Here is a 3273-nt window from a genome sequence, read left to right on the forward strand (position 1 = left end):
AACCCACCCCACGCCCGGAGCCCTCGCCCGCTACAGGCACCTCGCCGCGGCATGGTCGTTGTCGACGGCGGCGAGAGCGTACCGAAGGACGGGTAGTGGTCGGTGGGTGCGAGCGGCCGCACGCCTGGAGGATGTGCGGGCGGCTGGATTTCGGGCACTACTACCCGTTCTTAGGTACGTCTGCCGAGTCAGGTGACAGCCTTGCCTGACTTCTGCCAGTTCTCGTGGAGGTTGTTGAGGTAGGACTGGGCTTGGGGGCCGGGGTGGGCGCCGCGGGCGAAGGCTCGCATGTTGCCGGCGCCGGCGTTGTAGCCGAGGGCAAGTAGTTCGTCCTTGGTGAGTTTGGACGAACGGTTGGCCGGGATGCGGTTCGCGAGATCGTGGAGGTGCCAGGCGGCGGCTTCGATGGCCAGGTCGGGGTGGTCAGGGAGCTCTTCCCACTGACGCTTGGCGAAGCGGTTGCGTTTGGTTTCGTCGAACGCTGCGCGGTGCATGTTCGCGATCCCGAAGGAGGCGTCCGGCTTGATCCGCTGCCAGGAACGCTCGAGCTCCGGGTTGTGCGGTTTGTAGTCCTCGTTGTAGAGGATCGCCATCAGGAGCTGCGGGTTCACGGCGGCCTTCTTGGCCGACTTCCGGACCTGTACGGCGAAGTGCGCCGGATCGTAGTCGTCGTACCAGTTCCCCACCGACCGCTCAGCCGGTGGCGGCTGCGCGGACTTCGTCGGCTTGGGCGTGGACTTGGTCGACACGACGGTCTCCGGAGCCGACTGCGGCTCGTCCTTGCCGCGCGCACTCCAGACCCCAACCACGAGCACCCCAGCGACGACGACCCACCAACGCTTACCCACTCACCCACGGTAGCCGCTGCCGCCGCGCGGACCCCTCTAGACATCTGACATTAGCGATGTAACATCGGAGATGGCTTATCCCGACGAACGGAGACGACCATGACTGCGACCGACTCCGGAACCGACCAGCGCGTCACCGCCCAGCTGCTGCGCTCGGCGGACGCGGTGTCGTACGACCCGCTCGTCGAGGTCGACTGGGACACGCCGCTCGACACCGGGCTGCACGGTCTGACTCCCGAGTGGAGCACCCTGTACGGCACGGCGTACTGGCACGAGATGGGTGAGGACCGCCAGAAGGCGCTCACCCGGCAGGAGGCGGCTTCGGTCGCGAGTACCGGGATCTGGTTCGAGATGATCCTGCAGCAGATGATGCTGCGCGACTTCTACGCCAAGGATCCGACCGATCCGGACTTCCAGTGGGCGCTGACCGAGATCGCCGACGAATGCCGGCACTCGATCATGTTCGCCCGCGGTGCCGCCAAACTCGGCGCCCCGGCGTACCGGCCGCGCCGCCACGTGATCGAACTCGGTCGCGCCTTCAAGACCCTCGCCTCGGCCGAGACCGCGTACGCCGCGATCCTGGTCGCCGAGGAGGTCACCGATGTCATGCAGCGGGACTGGATGCGCGACGACCGCATCGTTGCTTTCGTACGAACTATCAGCAACATCCATGTGGTCGAGGAATCCCGGCACATGAAGTTCGCCCGCGAGGAAGTCCGCGAGCAGCTCGCGAACGCGGGCAAGATCCGGCGCCTCAAGAGCAGCGTGATCGTGGCCGCCGCGGCGTACTTCATCATCACGAGCATGGTGAACAGCGCCGCGTACGCCGCCGCCGGCCTCGACGTAGAGCGCTCTCTGCGGGAAGCCCGAGCCAACGAGCACTACAAGTCGATGCTGCGCTCGAGCTGTGCCGGGCTGATGGAGTTCCTCTCCTCGGTCGGCCTGCTGACCCGGCCGGCCGTCGCCATCTACCGCCGCGCGCACCTGATCTGAGTTCCGGATGCCCTACGCGATCACGCAGTCGTGCTGCAGCGACGCGAGCTGCGTGTCGGTCTGCCCGGTCAACTGCATCCACCCGACACCGCAAGAACGCGCGTTCGGCAGCACCGAGATGCTCTACGTCGACCCGAGAACCTGCATCTCCTGCGGCGCCTGTTCTGACGCGTGCCCGGCCGACGCGATCCACCCGATCGAGACTTTGACCGGTCCGATGCAGCAGTACGCCGCGATCAACGCCGCGTACTTCGACGAGATCCCGCCGGCCGGCGACCCGGCACCGAACTTCCACGTGTGGGAACAGCCCGAACCACCGCGCCCTTTACCCTCGACCCCACTGCCGTTGCGCGTGGCGATCGTCGGCACCGGACCGGCCGGCATGTACGCCGCCGAAGACCTCCTGCTGCACACCAACGCCGAGGTCACCCTGATCGACCGCCTCCCCTCCCCCGGCGGCCTCCTCCGGTACGGCGTCGCTCCGGATCATCCGGCCACCCGCAAGGTCGCCGACCGCTTCGCCCGTTTCCACGATCACCCGCGGACCCGCACGATGCTCGGCGTTGAGATCGGGCGGGATCTCACGCATGAGGATCTGCTGGCTCACCACAACGCAGTGATCTACGCCGTCGGCAGCGCAACCGACCGCCGACTCGGTATCCCCGGCGAGGATCTCCCCGGCAGCATCCCCACCCGCCGCCTGGTCAGCTGGTACAACGACCACCCCGAGGTCGATGCCGTCCATCTCCCGGCCGGCCGAGTCGTCATCGCCGGCACCGGGAACGTCGCCCTGGACGTAGCCCGCATCCTCACCACTGATCCCGCAGCCCTGAGAAACACCGAGATCGCCCAGAGAGCGCTCTCTGTTCTCGCGACACACCAAGATCGCGAGATCGTGCTGCTCGCGCGCCGCGGTCCGGCCGAGGCGTCGTACAGCCTCTCGGAGCTGTTGGAACTCCAGCACCTGGCCGGCGTCGACCTGGTCGTCGACGACCACGACCCCCGCATCCGCGCTGCCCTCGCCGACCCCGCGAACGCCAAGGCCGCAGCACTCCGCGACACCGCCTTCGAAACCATCGACTGGACCTCAACCCCCAAGCCCGGCCGACGCATCGTCCTCCGCTTCTACACCACAGCAGCCGAACTCACCGGCCACGACCGAGTCCGCTCAGTCCGCACCACGGCCGGCCTCGACCTCGCCACCGAACTCTTCATCCGCTCGGTCGGCTACCGCGGCACCCCGATCCCCGGCCTCCCCTTCGACGAAGAGTCCGGCGTGATCCCCAACGAATCCGGCCGCGTCACCAACCGCCCCGGCACCTACGTGGTCGGCTGGATCAAACGCGGCCCCACCGGCGGCATCGGCACCAACCGCACCTGCGCCAAACAAACCATCAACGCCCTCCTGACCGACGCCACCACCGCCCTCCTC

Annotated in this window: 3 protein-coding genes; 2 read left to right on the forward strand and 1 reads right to left on the reverse strand. The window is 67.5% G+C overall.

Annotated features, from left to right (window positions below):
* Window positions 1–188: 188 nt before the first annotated feature.
* The gene (locus tag E1261_RS43995; protein WP_132416207.1) at window positions 189–848 is read right to left on the reverse strand and encodes a transglycosylase SLT domain-containing protein; all 660 of its coding nucleotides are present in this window, start codon (window positions 846–848) and stop codon (window positions 189–191) included.
* 99 nt (window positions 849–947) lie between these two features.
* Between E1261_RS43995 and E1261_RS44000 the strand changes: the two genes are divergently transcribed.
* On the forward strand, window positions 948–1841 hold the full coding sequence (locus E1261_RS44000; RefSeq protein ID WP_132416209.1) for an AurF N-oxygenase family protein: 894 nt from the start codon (window positions 948–950) through the stop codon (window positions 1839–1841).
* A 7-nt stretch (window positions 1842–1848) separates the two neighbouring features.
* Window positions 1849–3273, forward strand: a 1425-nt coding sequence (locus E1261_RS44005) for an FAD-dependent oxidoreductase (protein ID WP_132416211.1), incomplete at its 3' end; no start/stop codon positions are given.

It is taken from the genome of Kribbella albertanoniae (assembly GCF_004348455.1).
GTDB classification, from domain to species: Bacteria; Actinomycetota; Actinomycetes; order Propionibacteriales; family Kribbellaceae; genus Kribbella; species Kribbella albertanoniae.